Consider the following 21,225-nt stretch of genomic DNA (forward strand, 5'->3'; position numbering starts at 1 on the left):
AATTTTATTTATTTTTTTAAAAGAATACTTCATTCTTTGCTAATGACATCGCTCAGAATAGATCACCCAATGTAATAAAGTTTTCCATTTACAAAAAAGAGCAGATACTCATATTTAATCGAGTACCTGCTTCTTTTTTGCTTACTTCTAAATTATAAATATCTATTTTATACTTCCTTTTATTTTAATTTTATTTCTCAGGCAATTCACTATATAAACATAGCATTCGAAGCATAATAATAGTAGTGTAAAGCAATTTAGCTTTGCACCTTCCGATTTGTTGGCTAGGGTCACTCTGGTCCAGTGACCCTTTTTAATTTACTTATCTCATCTCACTCCATAGGTGCGAATCAAAAAAATGGGAATAGATTTACTCTATCCCCTAATCGCTGTCTCTCTCGTTACATATTTTCAAATTGGAGGTATTCTAAAATATTTCCAAATGGGTCTCTGAAACTAATATATTTTCCTGGAGGACAATTAGTTGGTTCATCTACAATAAAATTTACTTCTTTCTCTTTTAAGAATTTAACTGTTTCATAAATATCTTTAGTTTGCAATCCTAATACAACGCCTGTAATTTTATTATCTTGATTATAGGTTGTATTATCGTTCTCCTCTAAAATAATTGGTAACTCTCCGTGCACAAGTGATGCAATATTTGGACCATACTGCTTGTTTAATTCAAAACCTAAAGTATTAGTATAAAAATCAATTGCTTTGCTTAAATTTGGCACATAAATGTTTATAACACAAACTTGATTCATTATTTTATACCACCTTTTTTTAGTATTATAGTAAAAATTCTACATAAGTTAATGGAAATCCTTTTTTGTCTTATTAAACGGGTGCGATCGTTCAACTAGAGCAATCGCTTCTTGTGCTAACGTTATCATTTTTTCAATACATCTTGTTACCTTTTCTGAATAAGGTATGTTCTTTAGTGCAAAGAATTTGATCTGCCACATAAAAAAAGAACATGTTTTGATCAATCTTTTTTCAAAACATGCTCTCTGGATTTTTTCTCATATCAAGGTTGATATCGTTAATTTATTCAAACTTTATTACAAAGATTACATCTAACACAGAAGGATGCGAGGTAATTTCGACATAATTAACTCTTCATAATATCGATTCTTTTTCCCTGTGTTTTTTCATCCAAAATAGCTGTTGTTATTTTTAGTTTGCCTTAATATATGATATAATTCCTTTACTGACTAACCTATGTAAGACAAAAACCAATTTTAAGCTGTAGCGATACCGTACGCTACAGCTTTTCTTTTGAAGGAAGTTAAAATATATTCGGACTTAATTCACCATTCGCGTTCTCTAATAGCTTCTTCCATATCGATATCAAGCCCAAAATATTGCAAAATTTCTTCTACAGTTGTACCAATTGAATCACGTGCAACCGTTTCAATTTCACTATCATTTTGATCAAACTCATTTTGTAGTTCATTAATAGCTAGCGTCATTTCATCTAACTTTTCCTGAACCTCTTCTACTGTATAAGTGTTCTCCTCAATAAAATGAACTACTTTAACAATATGTAATTTAAGTTTATCCACTAAAAATGTTGGAAAATAAGGATCTTCGTACATATCCACTAAATATTTGAATTCAGAATCAAGTTTCTTCACAATGTTTCCTCCTCGTTGTTGATGTAATCAGTAGATTACCACATTTCTTCTACTATTTTAAAACCATCTTTATTTATCAAGATCTACAGACTAATCAACCTCTTCATTAAACCAATTACACAATTTAGTTGAACCATTATCCATTTTCAAAGGGATTTCTCTTGCCCACATTTTAATGTCACTTATGAACATCTCTTTTTCAAGCCCTTCAAAGTTGTGTTTTTCTAACGCCCTGTTTAGAAACTCTAAAAATAGATTCCCCAAATGATACCGTTGCTCTATTTTATACATTTTTTCATATTCTTCTACCGTAACTGCCATATCGATTGTCAGATAGTTATCTTTTTTAGTATATCGAATAAACGACTTTCTTCCATAGGATTCAGGTAAGCATCTAAAGGCGATCCCGATCGAAACATCGACATTCCTATATTTTGAATTTATATTAGCTTCCAATGCGTCTGTTAATTCACTAGCTAATTCATCAACTCTTGCACCTGCAGTATCTGAAACTATTGAAAAATCCATTTAACGCACTCCCCCAACTTATTTCGTATTATTTCTATTCTGTAGGTTATACAGACTCAAATGTTGGTTTAAAATAAAGTTCGATCGTTTGTAAAAAAGATTAACTGTTTATAAAAAAGTTGCACCGTTTTATCCCTTTTGATGGTATAATTTTCTACATATTTTTTATTAGAAGGAAGTGAATTCATGAGTGATTTGGAAAAAATTAAACTCGTGAAGCCACCATTTCCCAAGCTACGATGTTTTTCTTTCAAACCTATAATTATCTAGGAGAGGATTATTTTGAAGAAAAACATCGGAAACAAAACACCTAGCTTATTATTACTGATTGTATTAGTAGGCTTCCCACAAATTAGTGAAACTATTTTTAGCCCATCATTACCTTCTATCGCAAAAGCGTTTGAAACTTCTATGAGTGATGCACAGCTTACCATGAGTGTGTACTTTATCGCTTTTGCCTTCGGAGTATTTTTCTTTGGTCGTTTATCCGATAAAATCGGTCGTCGCAAGGCAATGCTTTATGGGCTGTTTTTATATTTTGTTGGTAACTTACTTTGTTTAGTAGCAAATGAAATGGCGGTTTTATTAGTCGCACGCTTTATTCAAGCGTTTGGTGCAAGTGTTGGATCTGTCGTAACACAAACGATTTTACGCGAAAGTTTTTCTGGTGTTGAGCGTCATAAATTGTTTGCTCAAATCTCAGCTGCCCTTGCCTTCACACCTGCCATTGGCCCGTTAATCGGTGGCTTTACCGATTATTTTTTTGGCTTTAAAGTCGTTTTTTTGGTGTTAGTTGCTATGAGCGTTATTGTATTTTGCTATGCGTTTTTACGCTTACCTGAAACAGCCCTTACTACAATCGAAATGAAACCTATACTACCAATAGTGATGCGCATGATTACAAATAAGCGTCTATGGCGCTACGGCGTATTAATTGGCGGTATTAACGGTGTATTATTTAGCTATTATACCGAAGCGCCATTTATTTTTATGCAATACTTTACACTATCAAGTGCGATGTATGGTTTTTTAGGCATTATCGTTGCGCTCGCTTCTATCGCAGGTGCGATGCTATCTAAACGACTCGTTAACCACACAAAACCTGAGTTGATTATTGTACGTGGGTTAGCCATTATGCTCATCGGTATATTGCTCGCTACATCGGTACATTTTTTACAGGTTTCATTACAAATGCCAACCATGATTGTTAGTGTGTTCATTATTTTATTTGGTACAGGTACCGCTTTACCAAACTGTTTAAGCTTAGCGCTGCTTGACTTTCAAGACGTCATTGGTTCTGCGGGTGCGATATTTAGCTTAGGTTATTATCTACTCGTCAGCGCTACAATCTATGGTATGAGCGTTTTCCATAACGGAACAGTCCTTGCGATGCCACTATATTTTTTAGCACTAGGGATTATTATGCTTTTAATAAGCTTACCGTTACTTTATAAAAAAGATGCGATTTTTTGAATAATATCGCGATTCTTAAAAAAAGTTGCACCATTTAAAAAAAGATAAATGCTTAACCTTCACGCTACGTAATAGAAATCACTATATCATTTATAAGCCAAGCCGAAAATAAACTCTATGGGCACCTCGAAAGTGATTAAACTTTATTATAAAAACTAAACTTCAATCTGCTGGGTAAGAATCCATTTTGATCAATCTTTTTTTCAAAATGGATTCTTTTTATTTATCGTAAAATCTGGGTTTTCGTGATATTTTTTGATAAAACTGTATTTTAAAGCTACATCAAATACAAAAAAATCTATTCTTCTGCAGCTTCATTAAGCCAATCCAAAATATTTTCCCTTTTATTTAGACGTAATGCTCTGATTGTGTTTGTTTCATCAGGAGGCATCACCTCAACGTTCACATACACTTTACTTCTCGGTTGATTTAAAGCAAATATTTCCTTTTTATCTATTTTTTCCATAGCTAAAACCATAGCTTCTAATCTAAAGTCTATTTCTTTAAACCATTTATTTTCATCAGTATAGTCAAGTAAACGCTCATTAAATAGTGTTCTTACAGTTTCAAAATTCTCGCAACCAAAATTCCAATATGGAGAATCTGCATAGGACCATTTTATTAACTCTACATCTTCCTTTGAATATTTTTTAGCGACATTCTCCAATGCTTCCCAAGACCATGCTGAAATAACTGGTGCAACAGCCTCCCCTGTGGTCACCAGTGCACAATAATAATATATTTCTTTGTTTTGAAATAAATTTAAAAAGGATTTTTCTGTAGCGCGCGCTATTTCATCAACTAATAACTTTAAATCTTTATCCATCTACATTTTCCCTTTTTTCACCTTGAATTCGTCATATTGATGGCGCTTTAATACTTCAGCATGAAAAGTACTCTTGAGTATTTTGTAAGGAGTTGGATGTCCCAGTGGGAACTCTTGATTTCACCGCAAGTGTCATATTTTCAACTATTGCAAATGGTTTACCACATTCCATCTACTTATCGTATTTCAAATGTCAAAAAAAGGAATCTACACCAAACTCATTCTAGAGGTTCGCTACTTCAAAATGAATCTTGAATTCTATATCCCGCTTCTTGTGCCAACTTCTTAATTTCATCGATGTCAGATGATGGAACAGTGATTAAAACGTAACAGTCACTTTCAATATCCAAACATGCCAACGATATTCCCCTTTCCTTTAATTTTTTGGAAACTTCATTTAAAAACTGAGACGTTGGCAGCTCATCAAATTCTCCATCTTCAAACTCTCCCCAGCTTACGCACTCCATTTTTTTCCTATCCAATAATTCGTCAACAACATCGCAAATGTATAACCCTGTTTCTTTCCAATCGATTTCATATGCTAAATCTTGATCAAGAAGTGCATCAACTAAAGAAATCCATGCTAATTGTTCAATCGGGCTATCTATTCCTCTTTCATCAAGTCGATCTATGAACTTCTCGAAATAGGCTTCTGGCTTTTCTATAGCTAATGAAACCTCTGAAAAAATTTGTTCTTCCGCATCACATGAAAGCTTTTGCACAAGTAACAGCATTGCATTCATACACTCACTCCTCTTTTCCACTTAATAGTTGAAGGTATCTCCTATTCTTTTAAATCTCCCAATCAAATGCCTTTAACGTATAAGGCGTTGTGCATCCGGCACTTTTTCATTTTGAATGACGAATTGCAATATCTCATCCTCATCAAGTTTATACCCTGGTTTATCCTTTGGCATTTCAGCCAGAGGTGTTTGAAGCAACGGATGCTCTAAATTAGGTGTGGCTAGTCCCTCTTTTTCTCTTATTAACTGAATACAATAATAATCGTAGGGTATACAGTCGAACGATAAAATTTCACTTGATTTATCTGGCGTGTCGCTTAAACTATAGATGTGATAATCACATAGCTCATAAAGATGCTCTCCAAAATTATTTGTATCGTTCCAACTACGCATTAATTTTCGGTAGACATGATCTTCTGGTAAAATATTAAACAATTCAGGCATTTCACCAGTTTTCCAATAATGATATAGGCATGTCATAAAAACATGATGAGTCTTATTCTCAGAATAAAAATCTCGATCTTTCATGAACATATTAGTTGCATATTTGTATGTTAGCTCAGCAATATCTTCATAACCCCATAATAAAGAAAGCCCAATCAGTCCTCCTATTTGACTGCCCGATACACTTCCTCTACTAGGATTGCTTTTGATCATTTGTATCAACCAAAAAAGTTGCTGCTCTAATAAAATCCATGCCGTTGGTTCCCCATTTAGTATTCTATTTTTTGCATTCATTTCAAGATGAACACCTATTCCCATTTTTAAGCGATCAGCTAAACGATTTCGTTCATTTTTTTGAATTAAATCTTTCATTTCATTCAGTCGATTATCTAGTAATTCTTTTACTTCTTCATCTGAAATTACTCTTTTTTTGTAACCTTTCATTACTCGATCAAAATACTTCCAATACTTGTTGGTGCGCATATTTCCACCCCCTTTGATGTCCATCCAACAATGAAAAAATTGATTTTTAAGGTTTATTTTATTGTCATCTAATTTGACTGATTAAATGTTAATATACCTCCGTTGACTCGCCGAACTTTTCAATACATATTTCATCTGCAATACCGAATAGAATTTCACAATTTTCAGCTGTAAAAGGGATTTTCTTAGGATCATTAAGTATCTCTGCATAGTATTTCTTCCCCCTACTTACTACCAAATAACTTACATCTTCAATTCCGTCCTCTGACTCTTCTATATAATTCAAAAATGGTTCATCTTGTAATACAGCTGCCGCATCTAAAAATTGTTCCTGAAACTTTATAATACTCGCTTGATCCATTTCTCTTAATATTTCCCTTAATTTATCCTCATTCTGATTTGCGTTTCTAATAATATCCCAAAACCAATCCCTTAAAATGTCACTGATTTCTTCTGGTAAAACAAAATTAAAATTTCCCATAATATACTCCATTTGGATTTTCCTTAATTAATATTACCATTTTTCCGTAAACAAAATCACCTTTTCCATCCCAATCATGATTTTTACAAGTTTTCCTGATAGTCTAGTAGATAGCACTACTTAACCTGGTCTTCCAAGCTACAATTTGTGTTATCCAAAGCCATGAATGTCCTATTAGTATCTTCTTCGCAACATGGCTAATTAATATCTGAATTATTGATTCCACTAGTTTATGACTTTGATTTTATTCCAATCTGTGCATAGCAAAAAAACACCTAGACAATTGAAAGTTCTAGGTGTTTATATCGAATTGAATCGATTCAATTCAGCAGGTACTAATAGAATAAAGTACTCTAATCATTTCTGCACAGTATTTAAAAATCACTGCTTCCATCTAGCTCACCTGCACTTACTTACCACTACAAAACTTTTATTAATTGTTTTCGTCACGGAAAGCACGCTTTTTCATTAAAATATTTTATTTCGTCTCAGTTCTTACTTTTGCACCCATCGTCATAAAATAGTCAGCTAAAATTAAAGTATTTTCCCCATATCCCTCAGCGATAAGAAATTCATTACTATTTAATCGGTTTCGTATTTCATCGAATGATAGACCCATTTCTTTTTTTATTGCTAAAATCACTTTTGATTTATTTTTACCTGGATCATCAAGATACACATAATATTTTTTTACTTTTTCTCTAATTCGTTGCTCAATTGGAGGGAAATTTTCTTTTGATTTTGCAATAGGAAGGAATTCGCAAATATTTTTAATTTCATCATTCGTTAATTTAATTTTCCACTCCTTCTCCATTACTTCATAAAAATTAAATTGATATTCTCCACTTTTATAGTACCTATCATCATGTTTATCAAGCCACACAGCTAAAAAATAGTCGAACTTTTCCAGTGATTCTACTAGGAGTTTTGGGGAAAATCCTCCTCCAACATAGTCATAATATATTGGAGTTTCAACTTTACTTATATCTGCAATCACTGGATTCTCATTCCAACTGGAAATCATAATCCAATTTTTATTCCATTTCATTTTCTCCGAGAAATCTTTCCAATCTCCATCTTCTCTAATAAACCTGTAACCTTCTAAAGCAACCATTAGATTTTCCAAACCTATAATATAGAAATCATTGGTCCAATCAAACATTATGTCATTAGATTTAGGTAAATCACTGTACCATTTCAAAAGGGCTTGACTTAATAGGGGAAGTTGAAAATTTTCTTTTAACGCCCGTTTCGTTTCTTTTGATACTCCTAGATATCTAATTTTACTACCGTTTTCATTTTTAGAAATCGAATGAGCTAAGTATTTCATTGTTTTTACAGCCCCCTCTCTATTGCCATTATTGAGGATTGACTCACTGACCAAGGCTAGCATACCTACTCTCCATACGAACCCAAGCCTCCCAGAAAGAGCGAGCTTCTCATTTTCTAGTGGTATTCGGACACTGCAAGCTAATTATTATCCCATATCCTTACATGCAGTGAGCAAAATCCAACTACAACATCTAATAATTCGAGTATTCTATCTTCATAAGAATCATCCTTAACGACTGCTCTTAAACTTTCTAACACTGCATATGCATCATTTCGCTTACCACCGGCATCTTTATATTCCTTAAGGATTTTAAGCAAGTCAAATAATTCACAATGATTTAATAAACCATTGTGAATGTCAGTTTTCAATTTTTTATTATCATATTCTTTATTCATTCACTTTGCCCCATTTAATATATAGATAACCTTTTTAAAACTTAGTTCTAAACTTCATTCAAACAAAATCTCAGCCAATCTAGATATTTCGTGAACTGCATCTTCAAATAGCTCTTCTTCTTCTTTAGTGTACTTGCCCTCGTGAAAATAAAAATAATTACTTATATCTACAAAGCATAATGCGAGTTTTTTAGGAACTTCAGATTGATCTTTATATTCTTCAATCAGTTTTGTCATTGCTTCAATTAAGAGTTTGTAGCTTTCTTGATTTAATCCTTCCCCTGCTCGTAACTCCACCAATATTGAGTTATCACCAATTGTATAATCATAAACTACATTAAGTGCCTTATCTTTATTCATTGACTTCTCCCCCTTTATTGATATTATGTAATCGCTGAAGCTGGTACTTGACCTTGAACTAATCCTTCTTTTGATTTTACAGCAGCTCTACTCAACAAAATTATTAACTGATTCTGATTATATCTTTTCATAAACAGTTCTATCCTGTGGTGTTATGTCAACATTATCAGTAAATTCGTCATTTTCTTGATTCTGAAAGCTTGCAAAAAAATCCTCAAGCCTGCGAGTTATTCTATGAGGATATTATTAAAAAGTTTTGATATCCATATTTTTACTTCATATTCTATTCTAATTGAGAACACTCATATAATAAATTATTCTTAAAGTCATCAGCAGATACTCTTACAACTTCTGAATTCTCCGGAACTTTGAATACAACTACTTGCGTTCCTTCTTCTGATAGGTTAGGTAATATTTCTTCTATGAGTGTATGTAAGTCTATTTTTTGGGTTTTACAGTTTCCCCATTCATCTCCTACACATTTCATAGCATACTCTTTAAATGGCCAAATAGGCATCGACAGATTTCCCTCTTTATCTGAAGTTGTAACAAACCCTTCATTTAGTTTCAAAGACCACGCCTCTTCCCAGTCTGCAATACGTTTTACAGAGTAAATATATCTATCCCTAGCTGATTTTTTTATCATGGCTTTAAACTCTGGACTCGATTCAAATGCCTTACCCATAGTAAACTCCTCATTTCTATTTTTATTAACAAGGGGTTTGGTTACTCTCTCCCTCGTTATTTTTTCTTCTTTTGTGTCTACTCGTGATCAGTGAACGATTGCCTAACCATCATAATTATTCACAATCTAATGAAACATGTATACAAAAATCTGCCAAAAAAAGGAAAATAAACACCACAAAAAGATTAGCATAGTTCCTAAAGAATTTATGCTAATCTTTTGATGTAATTATAATTTTTTACAAATATAGCCCAAAGCTTTCTAATCTAAACGAATCCTATTGTTGTTTGAAAACATGCAACATTTCTTCTTTTTTATTTCATAGAGATTGCTGATTTCAATACCCGCATGAATATCAATTACTATCAGGTCAAACTAATAGTGAGCATATCAAGTAATTTTGAGTCTGGGTTTTTTATGTTTATTTATCATATGGTCTATATTTTATTTGTAGCTCCTTAACTGCTTCTTTTCGATTTTCAATATCTTCTTTTAAGAATAAACGATCTCGAGTTAATTCCTTTATTGGAACTAACTTTTCACGCTTTACAAGTGAGCTTAAAGCCTGGCGAGATATTTGTAATTCGGCCAATACCTCAGAAGAAGTTAATATTTCAGATTGAACTAATTTAATAAATTCATTTTTATTATCTACTTTGTATTTTGTCAATGGGTTAACCTCTTTTCTTCCTAAAATACGTGACTGTCCCAAAGACAAGTAATCGATGGTTCATTATCTCCTCTACTTAATAACTCGAAGACACTTGAGAAAAGATTAAAAGGAATAAATTTGCGTAGAAACCCCTTTCAATGCACTGAAAGTATACTAAAGATTTTTGGATGCCTTTGTTACAGTTAACAACTATAACAATCCTCACAAAAGCAAGCAAATCAACTTTTGCTGGTTCTTGAACATATTTTGATAAATAGATTTCCTTGCACTTTTACCTCTAATGATGTCGGCACTTCTTATTTTACTTTCGTTTTTCAACTGCAAACGAAAAAGAACCTGCTCGTTCGTTCCTGCAGCTTGTAAGTTAAGCAAATTCCTTGTAGACATTACAAGACATGCACTTACTAACATAGAAAATGAGCAGATTCTTATTATTTTATATTATGTCGGCCATAAGCCCTTCATCTCTCTTATAGTAAGACTTATAAACCAAGCACTCGGTACATAATAGTTGGCCTAAAATTCCCGTTTTCAGCGCCTAGTGCAATGTTATTCTTGACGTTAATCTTTTTTCACCCAAGTTGTGCAGCTTAGTGTTGACTATCCATTCTTAAAGTACTTTTGCTGCATAATCTGATTTCTTCATTTTAGATTCAACATTTCAGAGCCATTGTAATACTTCATTTTAATGAACTAAAGATATAGGCTCACATTGCCCTTTTGAAATAGTACGGAATAAATCATTCAGAAAAAAGTTCCATTGCCTTTTCCTGTAACTCAATTCCGATTCTCTCTAATTCTTCTAAAATCTCATCTTCAAAATATCCCGCTTGAAATGAAAATGCACCATAGATGTCAACCATAGCCAATGCTAACTTTTTTGGAACTGTCTTTTTATCTTTATAATAGTGTGTTAAAACATCCAGTGCCCCGCTCACTTGATTTAATAAATCAGAATCTAACTCCCTATTCATTCTTAATTTTACTGGTACTGAATTTTCACTAACTAACCCAATATAAATTATTTCAATTGCTTCCTGTATATCTATAATTTCACTTCCCCTTTTTAAAAAGTAACCTTATTCATCGGAATCTATCGAGAGCCAGTTTGAATGAGATTACTTTAATCATTAACATCTATTTATCTTTCTTCTTTTGTGCTGTACCTGTCGTTTTTGGCAAATAACACTGTATCCTTGCATGAGCTAATTTTGATCAAACTAACCCAAAATTCTCACCTTTTACTCCAATTAGAAGTTTTTTTTCATAGAAAAACTTCCCTAATTCATGTAGGCGTTCTTCCGGAACTATCCACAACCAATTTCCTTGCCCTAGTTCTTCCAAAACACCATTACTAGGAGCTTGTATCCAATTTTTAAATGAAAAAGTAGCATCTTCATACTCTAAAAATTCACGGTTTATGATGTTGACTGGATATATGTGTCTTAGTTTAGGAGAAGAATTGTAAAGTCTATCTCTGTTTCTAGGATTTAATGCAAGCCACCAAGTATGATTATCTTCCATATATAAGTCTAGACTCTCACCTTTTCCCCAGATTGTTTCATATGAAAAATATCCAAAATTGACTATTTTATCATCCAAGTAAGCTTTTAATAAATTTACAAGAATTTGTTTATGATTAATTTCTAAACTGGTATTAAAGAAAATCTGTAACTCTCTACTAGGTTGATCAAACCTTATTCCATATTCCCAGGAGCTTGGAACTTTCAGACTTTTGCCCTTAAATATCGTAAACGAAAATAAACTTTCCACATTTCCTTCATGCATCTCATCGAATTCACTTTGAAACTTTTCAAGACTCTTCCTCTCTAACTTCTGATAGTTCACATCATAACTAACACTTTTAAGAGGAAATCCATTGTTAGAAAACAGCTCAATAGATTTTTTTATCCATTCTGAAACACTGCCACAATAGCCATAAATATTACAATATATCCTACCATTTTCTGTATTCATATTGAACTTCCTCCATTGACCTTATTAAATTTAAAGAAAGAACAGCAAATAAATCCAGTTCGAGATTTATCACTGCTCTTGCCCTATCATGCCAAAATTAATTTATAATTTAAAAGAAGCTGTAGTTAATAATCGGTTGTATATTTTCTACCTTTTCTTCACTTCTTTGAAGAATATACATAGGGATTATTTCATTTCCGAGTGCGCCTGACCAAGTGCATAGCGAAAGATCAATTTTTTCACCAGTACCTTCCAATTTAATTATTGGCCATTTTTTCCCAAGACATGCTGGCCATGTAAGCAATTCGTCACCAGGAATAACAGATAACTCCTTTATCTCGCATGTAGAGTCGGATTTCCACCAGTAAGTCCAATTTGGATATATTCCAACACTTTTACTCCGAAGCTATTAATAATCTGCGAACATTTTCATATCTCAAAACTTCTAGCGATTTAAAAAAACATATGTAAAAGTAGTTCGTGTGAATGTATTCTTCATCTCTTCACATTAAGAATATTGCCAATAACTTTTTATGGGATTCTCAATCGAATCTTCTAAAATCTGTGCATATAAATATATAGCACCGAACGCAAAGGGATAACTTTTTCTTGGCTTTATCAGAGTGTCTGGATACCCTTCCTCATCGACCTGGAATATAAAACTAAACCCATCATCATGCAATTCCTTATAATAATAGTCTTCTTCCTGAATATGCTTTGGAGTTCCCAAAAATTTGATAAGAAAACTTTCTTTCAATGCATTTTTATCGCTTACAATATTAGCTTCCGAAATAAAATGCTTTACTAAATCAGGGTTGGTAAAAGTATCAAATTTACTTTCTTCTGTTCTAGGGTGTTTAATTGTTACTAATGAACAATTTGGATACTTATTTTTAGAAATACGTTCTTCAAAATTTTTAGGAGCAAAAATGGAAATCATTTCGTTTTTCTCAAAAGGATTAACTATAGACAAATAAAAATGCAACTCAGTTTCTCTATTTACTATGGCTTCCGATTTATCAAAATAAGCTGGTGCATTCCCTCCGATCCATCCATTACGGCTATCATTTTCACTCGCTTGAAAAATCATACACTCTTTTCGTTCTTTAAGGATTTTTAAATCTACCATTATAATCCCCCTCGTATATTTTTCGCATTACATGATACAAGCCCATGCTTTTTCCTTTTCTCCATGCTCGATAGCTGTAATCCTAAGTTCCATCGAATAAATACCGTTTTATCCTCCCATTTCGCTTATGCACTTATCGGAAACGTATCGCACAATTACAACTCTAACAAAATCTTAAGTACCATTAGTATTTAAAGTCGAACTAGAAACAAAAGAGTAGCAATAAAAATCCAATTTTAAGGAATTTTACGCTACTCTTTGACAAGGTAATTATTACAAATATGTCCACCAAATGCTACTATTTTGTTTGCAAAGCTACCATCTAATAAATACCTGTAGTTTCACCATACTTATCAAAATATACCTCATCTGCAACATGGGCAATACTTTCATTTGTCCTATCTTCTACGGAATAAGGGATTCTTTCAGGGTGTTTTAGAATTTCAGCATAGTAGGCTTTACCTTGACTCACAACCCAATTGCTAATATCCTCAATGCCGTCCTCCGAACTCTCAGTAAAGTTTGTGAACGGCTCGTATCTTAATTCAACTGCAGCCTCAACAAAAAAATCTTGAAACCTATATATATCATTTTTATCCATTCCTGTTAGTATTTCTCGGAGCTTGTTCTCATCCTGATCTGACTCGTTGACTATTTCCCAAAACCAATCGCTTATTCGTCCAATTCTTTCAGCCATCCATCTTAAACCACCTTTTAAATCTTTTTCTTCAATTTTTATTAGTTGAGAAGTTTAGTAAAAAAGATCATTTTGAAGGCGCGCTACATACGAGATATTTATTACTATTCCAAAGACCGCATTCTGTTATTAATGTTTCATGATCTCTTTTAAATATTAGCCCTGCCCCTTCTTGAGAATCGAATATCCATCCTTGTTTCTCTATTTCTTCTATAAATCTTTTTTGTCCTTCACCTTGTTCGAACAAAGTAAGATACCAATCATATTCCTCTGTTTTCCCAACTATTTCGATTTTTTTATTAGATTTTTCAAGTATATCCATTGCATCTGAAGATTTTATCTCATTTGTAGGAAATTCAAGTTGCTGGTGTCTAATTATAAAAACTAGTATTAAAACAACAATTAATATCCCTAAAATAGTTACAATTCTTTTCAAATAAAAACCTCCATTAAATTGAATGCACGATATGTTATTTATATCATATAAAGGTAGTAATTGTAATATTTGAATGATTGTTTTATCATCAACGTTCCATCGCTTCCAATTTATTAGCCATTAAATATTTGTTATTTTCATTTCACCCCTCACCTCAAGTTGACATAAATCATCTTTATATACTCAAAATGCGCCACCTTTATTCTCTAGCTATCGATTTAACAATATTCCCATAATTCGAAATCCGAATTTTACAAAACAAGAACGTATGTGCTATATTGATGTTAGACAAAAATGAGGGGGAATACACATGGAAAAGCTACGTTCTGCATTGCATGCTTTCGAGCTTGGAGAGGTGGCAGAGCAAATTTTGCAGTTCGCAAAAAATTCAATTCGTGTTACGACAATACCAACAGCAGATGACGCCATTCAAATCGGACATTCTAAAATTGGCGGTGCTCCCGATGTACCGACAGATTTTGTATGGCCCTATACAAATAATGATCAACCGTTATACTTTCTATGTCAGCTCAATTTAATGGAAGTAAAGCCATATGATTCATACAATTTATTACCGGATGAGGGGCTGTTATCCTTTTTCTATGATGCTGCTGGACAGCCTTGGGGCTATGATCCAAATAATGGCGATGGCTTTCACGTTTTCCATTTCACACAAGCGCCTGACCGTTTACAACGAATGCAGCAACCCACAGCATTAGATGAGCATATCGATAGCGCGGCGTTACAATTTAGAAATGAATGGACACTACCCTCATGGGCGTCTCCCTATGCTGAAAATTTAGAAGTCATTTTAACAGCGGAACAACAGGATGCCTACAATGATTTTTTATATGATTGGGTCGATGAAGAGTCAATGGCACAAACGACACATCGCATAGATGGTCATCCTGATACGATTCAAGGGGATATGTATTTACAATGCCAGCTTGTCACAAATGGTTTATATTGTGGGGATTCAACAGCCTACAATCACCCGTTACGCAGGGAACTTGAACCACACGTAAAGGATTGGCATCTCCTATTACAGCTTGATTCGGAAGATGACCTCGGCTATATGTGGGGCGATAGCGGCAAACTATACTTCTGGATTCGCAAGGAAGACTGTAAAAATAAAAACTTCGATAAGGCATGGACTGTTTTGCAGTGCTATTGACTAGTTGTATGTAATGATTTCAGTGGCTTTAATCGTGATGTTACATCAGTATTAATATATTTACATTTACAGAGGGAGGCAATACCATGATAGTTGAGCAATTCACCAAAAATGAAACATTATGGCTACAACTTGAACAAGAGCTACTTTCTAAACAATATAAAATTGAAACAGACGTCTATACTTCTAAAATCATCACCCCTTCTTTTTCACTAAACGACATCACGCTGCATGAAATACTTTGCCACTATCAACAGCTCGCATTGTTAGATGGATTTCGTCAAGAGCTTGGCTTTGAGACACAGCGCTACTGCCTTTCTAATTTCACTAACAAGCACCGATCATTAGCCTACTTACCATTGTTAACCTACTATGCAATAAATCTAAGAAAGTATGGTGCAAGTTTCGAATATTTAACAGTTAAAGAATTGTTAGCAACCATTAAAGAATTAGATACAGAAACTTACAACTCATTAATCACAATTGGCTCTGGTACTTTGCCAGTACATAAACAACAAATGGAATCCGACCTAATTTTTTGCCAAGCAAATGATGTGCTGGCAAAGATTACGATTCAAATTAAAGAGGAAAGCGAAGAGGCTTATCGCCAAGCATTAGCCTACTTGAATGCTTTATTAGAAGAAGATTTCCCTAAAAGCTATAGCATTCATTATGAAGGTAAGAGTAACTTAGTGCTACCAATCGAGCATTTACCTGTGACATCATCACATCACTTCTTCGCTAAAGCTGTCAGCTACCCTAGCCTACATGCCACACTAGCCGAGTATAGCTATAAGGCGATGGCACAATATCATTTTTATCAAGATGTCGATGAGGAACAGGCTGCGATGCCGAGTACATTCGCCGTTTTTGGTCTTGGTTTATACGATAAAACCTATGGCAAGCTCGTAACCGACTATATGTATGAATGCGATGGTGACCATTCACCAATGCCTGAATACTTTGCGAAAGCCTATGTTGAAACATTTGGGCTAACACCGGAAACATTGCCCGTCTTTGTATGTACGATACAATCTGTACAAGAAGTTCCGTATGATGCTTTTTTTGAACAAGCTATGAGCACAGATGATAACTTACAATGGCTCGAAAAATTTATGATGACACCACTTATAGAGCTTTGTCCATATATTCCTCCCGAACAAAATGAAGAAATTGAGGAATATAAAGATATGGCTGTAGCGCAGCTTTTATATACATGCTTTGGCATCATCCATTTGAATGACTTTACAAGCTCAGCATTCATGCGCATCCCAGAATCATATCGAACACGCTTTGAGGCGATTATAAAAGAACTTATATAAGGAGTATTTTCATGCAAATTGCCTATCAAGAAATGTTAACGATACCTTGGCATCGTTTAACAACTGCATACGGAAGAGGTACAAAAATTCCAGAATTAATAAAGATGGAGCAATATGATAAGCTTGCACAATTAATTGAACATCAAGGCACGCTATGGCAGGTTACACCATGGGTTATTCAACAGCTTTTACACACATTGCCGAATCGATCTGTAGAAAGTGTAAAGAAGGAAGAAATACAGTTATATATTGCAGTTGCTTCTGCTTTTACTTGAGAGGAACTTACATCTAGCCCTGTGCAGCATATGGATGAACTGCTACAGGAAAAATGGCTTTGGTCAGTAGTTGAAGAGGGAGATGAGGAAGAATGGGAAGAGAATGAACCACGCGGCTATGAAGAATGTGCTTTTATTAGCTACTATGTTTACAGTGAATATCAAATGCGTGCAGCGGTACCCTTATTCCAAAATATCGCAAATATGCGAAAAGATTTAGCTCCGAGTATTACAGAGTTAATTGAGCTATTGATGAACCGCCAAAAGCTATGGGAAACAATTTAACATTAAAAAGAGCGCACCTTTATGATACGCACAACGAATAGCCAGCTATCTGAAATTTTTTCGGATAGCTGGTTATTTTGCATATATGCTGACACAATCACTATAAAATATTGATATAAGCATCGCCATTTTTTTGCACTGTTGGCACATGGGCAAGGTTGTTCGCGTAACGTTTTTGGATGCTGTGGCAACTCATACGCCATACCTTTTAACCTTCGCTCTAATGTTTCTTTTGTACAATAATTACCATTCATGTACCTCTATTGAAAGGTTTCTAAATGAAAGGATTTAGTGTTAATGCATTAGTTGACTACGAGCTTAAGCCTACTAGTTTTTAATATATTTTAGCCATCCTTTTCCAAGTACTCCTCAGCTAGTTGTGGATCTTTGTATATTGCCATACCCGTTTTTAATTTTTTAAAGCCCATCTTTTCATAAAAAGGTTCATTACCTGTTGTTGCGATTAATTGAATACAAGAAACGTCCTCTAATTGTTTCATGATGTCCTCTAAAAGAATTCTCGCAATCCCTCTTCCTTGATAATCTTTATGCACTACAACATCGTAGATAGCAGCATTAAATACTCCATCTGAAAGAGCTCTTGCAAAACCTATTATTTTGTTATCTTCTACTGCGAAAACTTGGTGTGTACTCTCATTGAATACTTTTTTTATGATAGGTTCGTCATGTTTCATCCATCCTACTGATTGATATACTTCTTTTAACATCATTAGCTCTTTTCCATCTATCTCATATTTAAGGACAACCATTTGCATCCCCCTACTTATTGAAATATTAGTATATTCTACATTATATCTCCTTTTCCTGTTAAGCAATATCAAATATGTGTAAAGGTATTGAATGGTGTTCTATTAACTCGTTAGCCAGTTTCTTCTAAGGTTCCTTTCCGCTTCATTGCTCTATCACATCCTGTTTTGATAGTAGTATTTTAGCCATTTTTTATCATGCGTCTTTTTTATTGATCATTTTTGAATGGAAAGAACTTCAGGAACAAAGATTCATTTAAGTTCGTTTAAGTAAAAAAGGAGGATATATATGGGAATCAATTTAAATTTGTGGTCATTCTTCATGTCTTTATGCTGCATTTTTTTATTCTTCATAGCAAGTTTTTCTGCAACTTTTATAAACCTTTTTGTCTCCTATCTTCATTTCCATCCATTGAGTGTTGTTTTACTATTAACAATCCTATGTTTTTTCTTAACACTCATTGGAATGAAAGATGTTAACAATATAACGTCTATGATTAGAAGCTTTATCTCAATCGTTATCACATTGCTTCTAGCTAGCATCATATCCTTTATATTATTTTTTGGAAGCTTGTTCAATTAGCGGTACTATGTGAAGATCGGCATTGCCTTTATACGAATTTAGTTAGGATTTATCTTATGTACATTGACGAACATGTGTTCCTTTTGTTAAAATATTAAAAAAGGAGGAAATTTTTATGCAAAAAACTAACACCATTGAATTAGTACATTTCTCAGAAGACTTTGTGGATGTTTTGAATGACTTTGAACTTCCGGAAGAACAATGTCAATTTACTGCCCTTCCAAAAGAGATTTCGATCGACATGGTTGGACAGTATCCGATTGTTATTTTGAGCGATAATGTACCTGTAGGATTTTTTGTCCTGCACGCAACAGAAAGAGTAAAAGAGTACACTAGCAATCCAAATGCTATGCTGCTAACGGCATTATCTATTGATCATAAACAGCAAGGCAACGGCTATGCTAAAAAAGGGATGCTGGCATTATCTGAATTTATTAAGAAAGTATTTAAAGAATGTAATGAAGTGGTTTTAGTGGTCAACCATAAAAATATTCCCGCTCAAAATTTATATTTAAAAGTTGGCTTTGTCGATAACGGGGAAAGAAGAATGGGACCTATTGGCGAGCAAATTGTTATGAACCTAAACTTCTAATAGATTTTCAAAAATCACTCGTCATGACATGAGTGATTTTTTTCTGTTTGCCCCTTACTGACGGGCATCAGGATATAAGGAATTTGAACCTACACATATGATTGTCATTGCTGATATACTGTTTTGATAATCAGCTATTTAAAGAAGAAAATGTCAATGACATGTGTATGGATTACATACTCTTTTGAATGTTTTAATTGAATTATTCCACTTCATTTCAAACCTTTAATTTCTTTCTAATAGTTTACATAATATTTTTATTCAATGAATAATGTGTTCCTCTATTTGGTAAATTCTCATAGTAGCTCTTCTTGCTTCCATACTGCAAGATGTTTAAACTTATGGGGAACATTGCTGTCCCCCACCGTCATCAGCAGCTATACCTTCTACTAACCCCATAAGTTCAATATGTTCCACAAACTAAAAAACGAATTCCAATAATAGGAATTCGTTCTATATCAATTTTTATACTAACTTCAACAATGGCTATGTAGGAAGTTCCTATAACATACGATAGAACTTTCATTTTGTTTATATCCAAAGTCAATCCTTCTTTACTCAATACTGTTTAATCTTTCAAGCCATTTCAATATGCAGCCACTCTTAAAGAAATCTAATAACGCACCTTCGCAAAAGCGCTCAGCTCTAACAGCACCCATAATAAGTGCAAGCACACACTGTGCATTCAAATTTGAAACGTCCGCATTCTTCATAGAATCCGTATCCCACTCAAGATCGTTATCTTTGAGAATATCTCCATAGCGGGTAAGCTCCATATTTTTATTACTTTCTTCAAAGGTGTAAACATCGTTGATGAAGTTATGCACCATTTCGGAATAGCCTACAAAAGGCATATGTATCGGATGTTCTGACGTTCCATCGTTTTCTTTATCAATAATCCATTCACCAATGCTCGCCGTCTGGATCATAGGTATGTATTTTACCAAAATATCGAATTTACTCATCATCGTCCTCCTCAGTATCGTCTATGCCTAATAACTTCTTGAACAACACTCCATTAGATTCTAGTTTGAAATTGAGTCTTTTTTAGTTTTTCTAGAGTTTTCTACTATTCCGCAATAGAGGTTGCTTTTTGATTTGCAACCTCTATTCTTTGAGTGGATTCTCAATATATAGCCTTCTTCTTTTTAGTCTTAAAAAGTTGTTGAAACATATCGCAAATCCCTGGTAAATGCCAAATCTAAAGAAACCGTCTTGACGTAAAGCCCCCGTTAATATAATACTTAAACTTCCTCTTTTCTCATAATAGCTTTTATCCGTGCTTGTTCTTCAGTCTTATCTAAGTATTCAAAAAACCCAAGACGATTTCCCCAAGGGTCAGTAAATGTTCCCCATTTAGCTGAAACTTCTGGTCTTGAGTAAATTTCAAAGTTATCAATGTTAAGTTCTTTTATTAGTCTTTCTCTTTCCGCTTCGATATTTGTAACCCCTAAACGTAAAGGACCATTTCCTTCAGTAAGATTACCCTCTGCTACTTGTAACCAACAACCAGGTATGAGTTCCCACTCTACAAAACCATCATGTGGTATGAAATCTGGTTTCTTATCTAACAGTGTTTCATACCACTTATGCCCTTCTTCGATATTAGATACTCGTACTTGAGTAGTCATTTCAAAAATCATTTTACCCCCTCCGAATTATGGTATATACATTTTTCAATACAGTTGATTAAAAACCCTTTATTAAACGTAATTTTGGATTATAACTTTTTTCTTTGGTTCGTCAACTTTAACTGTATCAGTAAATGTGATAAGAAGGTTTTAAAAATGTTGCGTATGTATATCCCCTATTCCCATAGGGTCGTTTTCTGCGATTTCAAACTATCTCTACACACATTTGTTTAAACGGCTATGAATGAGCTCCTCTACCTGTGCTTTTAGTACTTGATTAGCATAACGTAGCA

The 21,225-nt window shown here is 33.8% G+C and carries 26 protein-coding genes; 6 read left to right on the forward strand and 20 right to left on the reverse strand.

What is annotated here, in order from left to right:
• Positions 1 to 401: 401 nt before the first annotated feature.
• From AB9L17_RS13785 to AB9L17_RS13795, 3 genes are all read right to left on the reverse strand, one after another.
• Positions 402 to 767, reverse strand: a complete 366-nt coding sequence (locus AB9L17_RS13785) for a VOC family protein (RefSeq protein ID WP_375199265.1) — start codon at positions 765 to 767, stop codon at positions 402 to 404.
• Positions 768 to 1,313: 546 nt separating this feature from the next.
• Positions 1,314 to 1,640, reverse strand: a complete 327-nt coding sequence (locus tag AB9L17_RS13790) for a DUF5713 family protein (RefSeq protein WP_223555574.1) — start codon at positions 1,638 to 1,640, stop codon at positions 1,314 to 1,316.
• A 90-nt stretch (positions 1,641 to 1,730) separates the two neighbouring features.
• Complete coding sequence (locus AB9L17_RS13795) at positions 1,731 to 2,168, reverse strand: hypothetical protein (RefSeq protein ID WP_375199266.1); 438 nt, start codon at positions 2,166 to 2,168, stop codon at positions 1,731 to 1,733.
• 282 nt (positions 2,169 to 2,450) lie between these two features.
• Here AB9L17_RS13795 and AB9L17_RS13800 point away from each other — a divergent pair, with 282 nt between their 5' ends.
• Positions 2,451 to 3,641: a multidrug effflux MFS transporter gene (locus AB9L17_RS13800; protein WP_375199267.1), complete on the forward strand. Its 1,191-nt coding sequence runs from the start codon at positions 2,451 to 2,453 to the stop codon at positions 3,639 to 3,641.
• Between the two features lie 298 nt (positions 3,642 to 3,939).
• Here the strand turns inward: AB9L17_RS13800 and AB9L17_RS13805 are convergent, their stop codons facing one another.
• The 14 genes from AB9L17_RS13805 to AB9L17_RS13870 all read right to left on the reverse strand — a co-directional run bounded on the left by AB9L17_RS13805 (position 3,940) and on the right by AB9L17_RS13870 (position 14,303).
• A complete protein-coding gene (locus AB9L17_RS13805; RefSeq protein WP_375199268.1) occupies positions 3,940 to 4,467 on the reverse strand; it encodes a DUF4303 domain-containing protein in 528 nt (175 codons plus the stop codon).
• A 239-nt stretch (positions 4,468 to 4,706) separates the two neighbouring features.
• Positions 4,707 to 5,210: a DUF6630 family protein gene (locus tag AB9L17_RS13810; RefSeq protein ID WP_068984533.1), complete on the reverse strand. Its 504-nt coding sequence runs from the start codon at positions 5,208 to 5,210 to the stop codon at positions 4,707 to 4,709.
• 72 nt (positions 5,211 to 5,282) lie between these two features.
• Positions 5,283 to 6,137 (reverse strand): hypothetical protein, encoded by an 855-nt coding sequence (locus AB9L17_RS13815; RefSeq protein ID WP_068984534.1) that lies wholly within the window; start codon positions 6,135 to 6,137, stop codon positions 5,283 to 5,285.
• Positions 6,138 to 6,225: 88 nt separating this feature from the next.
• Positions 6,226 to 6,618 (reverse strand): DUF4240 domain-containing protein, encoded by a 393-nt coding sequence (locus AB9L17_RS13820; RefSeq protein ID WP_223556467.1) that lies wholly within the window; start codon positions 6,616 to 6,618, stop codon positions 6,226 to 6,228.
• A 478-nt stretch (positions 6,619 to 7,096) separates the two neighbouring features.
• Positions 7,097 to 8,011, reverse strand: coding sequence for a hypothetical protein (locus tag AB9L17_RS13825; RefSeq protein WP_375199269.1), 915 nt, complete (start codon positions 8,009 to 8,011; stop codon positions 7,097 to 7,099).
• A 77-nt stretch (positions 8,012 to 8,088) separates the two neighbouring features.
• Positions 8,089 to 8,346, reverse strand: coding sequence for a hypothetical protein (locus AB9L17_RS13830; protein WP_068984536.1), 258 nt, complete (start codon positions 8,344 to 8,346; stop codon positions 8,089 to 8,091).
• A gap of 54 nt (positions 8,347 to 8,400) precedes the next feature.
• A complete protein-coding gene (locus AB9L17_RS13835; protein ID WP_068984537.1) occupies positions 8,401 to 8,706 on the reverse strand; it encodes a hypothetical protein in 306 nt (101 codons plus the stop codon).
• Between the two features lie 283 nt (positions 8,707 to 8,989).
• The gene (locus AB9L17_RS13840) at positions 8,990 to 9,391 is read right to left on the reverse strand and encodes a DUF2750 domain-containing protein (RefSeq protein ID WP_223556470.1); all 402 of its coding nucleotides are present in this window, start codon (positions 9,389 to 9,391) and stop codon (positions 8,990 to 8,992) included.
• A 421-nt stretch (positions 9,392 to 9,812) separates the two neighbouring features.
• On the reverse strand, positions 9,813 to 10,061 hold the full coding sequence (locus AB9L17_RS13845) for a hypothetical protein (RefSeq protein ID WP_068984539.1): 249 nt from the start codon (positions 10,059 to 10,061) through the stop codon (positions 9,813 to 9,815).
• Between the two features lie 743 nt (positions 10,062 to 10,804).
• Entirely contained in the window at positions 10,805 to 11,038 is a 234-nt protein-coding gene (locus AB9L17_RS13850; RefSeq protein ID WP_217492394.1) for a hypothetical protein, read from the reverse strand.
• 241 nt (positions 11,039 to 11,279) lie between these two features.
• A complete protein-coding gene (locus AB9L17_RS13855) occupies positions 11,280 to 12,041 on the reverse strand; it encodes a hypothetical protein (RefSeq protein ID WP_068984541.1) in 762 nt (253 codons plus the stop codon).
• Positions 12,042 to 12,549: 508 nt separating this feature from the next.
• Positions 12,550 to 13,170: a hypothetical protein gene (locus AB9L17_RS13860; protein WP_223556472.1), complete on the reverse strand. Its 621-nt coding sequence runs from the start codon at positions 13,168 to 13,170 to the stop codon at positions 12,550 to 12,552.
• A gap of 322 nt (positions 13,171 to 13,492) precedes the next feature.
• Positions 13,493 to 13,867 (reverse strand): DUF4240 domain-containing protein, encoded by a 375-nt coding sequence (locus AB9L17_RS13865; RefSeq protein ID WP_068984544.1) that lies wholly within the window; start codon positions 13,865 to 13,867, stop codon positions 13,493 to 13,495.
• Between the two features lie 67 nt (positions 13,868 to 13,934).
• Positions 13,935 to 14,303: a hypothetical protein gene (locus AB9L17_RS13870; RefSeq protein WP_223556474.1), complete on the reverse strand. Its 369-nt coding sequence runs from the start codon at positions 14,301 to 14,303 to the stop codon at positions 13,935 to 13,937.
• A gap of 310 nt (positions 14,304 to 14,613) precedes the next feature.
• On the opposite strand from AB9L17_RS13870, the gene AB9L17_RS13875 reads away from it, so the two are divergent.
• The 4 genes from AB9L17_RS13875 (at position 14,614) to AB9L17_RS13890 (ending at position 17,359) form a co-directional block, all read left to right on the forward strand.
• On the forward strand, positions 14,614 to 15,477 hold the full coding sequence (locus tag AB9L17_RS13875) for a YwqG family protein (protein ID WP_068984546.1): 864 nt from the start codon (positions 14,614 to 14,616) through the stop codon (positions 15,475 to 15,477).
• 86 nt (positions 15,478 to 15,563) lie between these two features.
• Positions 15,564 to 16,799 carry a DUF6138 family protein gene (locus AB9L17_RS13880; protein ID WP_223556476.1) on the forward strand — a complete coding sequence of 412 codons (1,236 nt, stop codon included), beginning with the start codon at positions 15,564 to 15,566 and terminating at the stop codon, positions 16,797 to 16,799.
• Between the two features lie 11 nt (positions 16,800 to 16,810).
• Positions 16,811 to 17,074, forward strand: a complete 264-nt coding sequence (locus AB9L17_RS13885) for a hypothetical protein (RefSeq protein WP_375199270.1) — start codon at positions 16,811 to 16,813, stop codon at positions 17,072 to 17,074.
• Positions 17,075 to 17,104: 30 nt separating this feature from the next.
• The gene (locus AB9L17_RS13890) at positions 17,105 to 17,359 is read left to right on the forward strand and encodes a hypothetical protein (RefSeq protein ID WP_375199271.1); all 255 of its coding nucleotides are present in this window, start codon (positions 17,105 to 17,107) and stop codon (positions 17,357 to 17,359) included.
• Positions 17,360 to 17,703: 344 nt separating this feature from the next.
• On the opposite strand, the gene AB9L17_RS13895 is transcribed toward AB9L17_RS13890, so the two are convergent.
• The gene (locus AB9L17_RS13895; RefSeq protein ID WP_068984550.1) at positions 17,704 to 18,135 is read right to left on the reverse strand and encodes a GNAT family N-acetyltransferase; all 432 of its coding nucleotides are present in this window, start codon (positions 18,133 to 18,135) and stop codon (positions 17,704 to 17,706) included.
• A 689-nt stretch (positions 18,136 to 18,824) separates the two neighbouring features.
• Between AB9L17_RS13895 and AB9L17_RS13900 the strand changes: the two genes are divergently transcribed.
• Entirely contained in the window at positions 18,825 to 19,301 is a 477-nt protein-coding gene (locus AB9L17_RS13900; protein WP_068984551.1) for a GNAT family N-acetyltransferase, read from the forward strand.
• A gap of 554 nt (positions 19,302 to 19,855) precedes the next feature.
• On the opposite strand, the gene AB9L17_RS13905 is transcribed toward AB9L17_RS13900, so the two are convergent.
• Both AB9L17_RS13905 and AB9L17_RS13910 read right to left on the reverse strand, forming a co-directional pair.
• Positions 19,856 to 20,266, reverse strand: a complete 411-nt coding sequence (locus AB9L17_RS13905) for a DUF6508 domain-containing protein (protein ID WP_068984557.1) — start codon at positions 20,264 to 20,266, stop codon at positions 19,856 to 19,858.
• A gap of 279 nt (positions 20,267 to 20,545) precedes the next feature.
• Positions 20,546 to 20,944, reverse strand: coding sequence for a VOC family protein (locus tag AB9L17_RS13910; RefSeq protein WP_223556479.1), 399 nt, complete (start codon positions 20,942 to 20,944; stop codon positions 20,546 to 20,548).
• Positions 20,945 to 21,225 lie beyond the last annotated feature (281 nt).

The organism is Lysinibacillus sp. RS11 (genome assembly GCF_042019215.1).
GTDB classification, from domain to species: domain Bacteria; phylum Bacillota; class Bacilli; order Bacillales_A; family Planococcaceae; genus Lysinibacillus; species Lysinibacillus xylanilyticus_A.

Coding starts and splice junctions, on each gene's coding strand:
- AB9L17_RS13885 (WP_375199270.1), top strand. CDS start 16,811: ATGCAAATTGCCTATCAAGAAATGTTAACGATACCTTGGCATCGTTTA.
- AB9L17_RS13830 (WP_068984536.1), bottom strand. CDS start 8,346: ATGAATAAAGAATATGATAATAAAAAATTGAAAACTGACATTCACAAT.
- AB9L17_RS13795 (WP_375199266.1), bottom strand. CDS start 2,168: ATGGATTTTTCAATAGTTTCAGATACTGCAGGTGCAAGAGTTGATGAA.
- AB9L17_RS13815 (WP_068984534.1), bottom strand. CDS start 6,137: ATGCGCACCAACAAGTATTGGAAGTATTTTGATCGAGTAATGAAAGGT.
- AB9L17_RS13840 (WP_223556470.1), bottom strand. CDS start 9,391: ATGGGTAAGGCATTTGAATCGAGTCCAGAGTTTAAAGCCATGATAAAA.
- AB9L17_RS13835 (WP_068984537.1), bottom strand. CDS start 8,706: ATGAATAAAGATAAGGCACTTAATGTAGTTTATGATTATACAATTGGT.
- AB9L17_RS13865 (WP_068984544.1), bottom strand. CDS start 13,867: ATGGCTGAAAGAATTGGACGAATAAGCGATTGGTTTTGGGAAATAGTC.
- AB9L17_RS13880 (WP_223556476.1), top strand. CDS start 15,564: ATGATAGTTGAGCAATTCACCAAAAATGAAACATTATGGCTACAACTT.
- AB9L17_RS13820 (WP_223556467.1), bottom strand. CDS start 6,618: ATGGGAAATTTTAATTTTGTTTTACCAGAAGAAATCAGTGACATTTTA.
- AB9L17_RS13900 (WP_068984551.1), top strand. CDS start 18,825: ATGCAAAAAACTAACACCATTGAATTAGTACATTTCTCAGAAGACTTT.
- AB9L17_RS13805 (WP_375199268.1), bottom strand. CDS start 4,467: ATGGATAAAGATTTAAAGTTATTAGTTGATGAAATAGCGCGCGCTACA.
- AB9L17_RS13785 (WP_375199265.1), bottom strand. CDS start 767: ATGAATCAAGTTTGTGTTATAAACATTTATGTGCCAAATTTAAGCAAA.
- AB9L17_RS13905 (WP_068984557.1), bottom strand. CDS start 20,266: ATGAGTAAATTCGATATTTTGGTAAAATACATACCTATGATCCAGACG.
- AB9L17_RS13875 (WP_068984546.1), top strand. CDS start 14,614: ATGGAAAAGCTACGTTCTGCATTGCATGCTTTCGAGCTTGGAGAGGTG.
- AB9L17_RS13910 (WP_223556479.1), bottom strand. CDS start 20,944: ATGATTTTTGAAATGACTACTCAAGTACGAGTATCTAATATCGAAGAA.
- AB9L17_RS13850 (WP_217492394.1), bottom strand. CDS start 11,038: ATGAATAGGGAGTTAGATTCTGATTTATTAAATCAAGTGAGCGGGGCA.
- AB9L17_RS13890 (WP_375199271.1), top strand. CDS start 17,105: ATGGATGAACTGCTACAGGAAAAATGGCTTTGGTCAGTAGTTGAAGAG.
- AB9L17_RS13860 (WP_223556472.1), bottom strand. CDS start 13,170: ATGGTAGATTTAAAAATCCTTAAAGAACGAAAAGAGTGTATGATTTTT.
- AB9L17_RS13810 (WP_068984533.1), bottom strand. CDS start 5,210: ATGAATGCAATGCTGTTACTTGTGCAAAAGCTTTCATGTGATGCGGAA.
- AB9L17_RS13855 (WP_068984541.1), bottom strand. CDS start 12,041: ATGAATACAGAAAATGGTAGGATATATTGTAATATTTATGGCTATTGT.
- AB9L17_RS13895 (WP_068984550.1), bottom strand. CDS start 18,135: ATGCAAATGGTTGTCCTTAAATATGAGATAGATGGAAAAGAGCTAATG.
- AB9L17_RS13825 (WP_375199269.1), bottom strand. CDS start 8,011: ATGCTAGCCTTGGTCAGTGAGTCAATCCTCAATAATGGCAATAGAGAG.